The sequence below is a fragment of the Streptosporangium nanhuense genome (genome assembly GCF_059358815.1).
In genome coordinates, this window is sequence record NZ_JCADBG010000103.1 from 1 (window position 1) to 1225 (window position 1225).

Annotated in this window: 1 protein-coding gene; it reads right to left on the minus strand. The window is 72.2% G+C overall.

The annotated features are described in order from the left end of the window. The coding region (locus AC5L38_RS44170) for an acyl carrier protein (protein WP_495248814.1) at positions 1-1225 on the minus strand (1225 nt) is incomplete at both ends.

A 1225-nucleotide genomic window follows, 5' to 3' on the forward strand; every position in this document is an offset into this window, starting at 1 on the left:
AGCGGCCGGTCCTCGTCCCGGTCCTGGCCGTAGGTCGCCAGCAGCGCCTGGGCCTCGATCGGGTCACCCAGCCTGGTGCCCGTGCCGTGCGCCTCGACGGCGTCCACCTCGGTCGGCGACAGCCCGGCACTGGCCAGGGCCTGGCGGATGACCCGCTGCTGCGAGGGGCCGTTCGGCGCGGTCAGGCCGTTGGAGGCGCCGTCCTGGTTCACCGCCGAGCCACGGACGATCGCCAGGACCTCGTGGCCGTTGCGCCGGGCGTCCGAGAGCCGCTCCAGCACCAGCATGCCGACGCCCTCGGACCAGCTGGTGCCGTCGGCGCCGTCGGAGAACGCCTTGCAGCGGCCGTCAGGGGCCAATCCCCCCTGGGCGCTGAAGCCGATGAATCCCAGCGAGGTGGTCATCACGGTCACTCCGCCGGCCAGCACCAGATCACACTCGCCCGACCGCAGGGCCTGCGACGCCATGTGCAACGCGACCAGCGACGACGAGCAGGCGGTGTCGACCGTCACCGCCGGGCCCTCCAGGCCCAGCGTGTAGGACAGACGGCCCGACAGCACGCTGGCCGCCAGACCGGTGACACCGTGCCCCCCTATGTCCGCCTGGGCGCTCACGATCAGGCTCGCGTAGTCCTGGCCGCTGGTGCCCACGAACACCCCGGTGGAGCTGCCCTTCAGCGAGACCGGGTCGATCCCGGCCCGCTCGACCGCCTCCCAGGACGTCTCCAGCAGCAGCCGCTGCTGCGGGTCCATCGCCAGCGCCTCACGCGGCGAGATCCGGAAGAACCCCGCGTCGAATCCCACCGCGTCCGCCAGGAACCCGCCCTGGACGTCGAGGCCCGTCCCGGACAGCATCCCCAGGTCCCAGCCCCGATCGGCCGGAACCGGTGAGATCGCGTCCTCACCGTCGAGCAACAACCGCCACAGGCCTTCCGGAGAGTCCACCCCGCCGGGGAACCGGCAGCTCATCCCCACGATCACCACGGGATCGTCCGTCACCGCCGTTCTCGCCCCGGCCACCGGCCCCGGCACGATGGCCAGGTCCTGCCGGCCGAGCAGCTTCGACAGCACGAACTCCGCCAGCACCGTCGGTGTCGGATAGTCGAACACCAACGTCGCGGGCAGCCGCAGTCCGGTGGCGGCGTTGAGCCGGTTGCGCAGTTCGACGGCGGTGAGGGAGTCGAAGCCCAGCTCGCGGAACTCCCGCCGCACCTGGACCGTCTCGG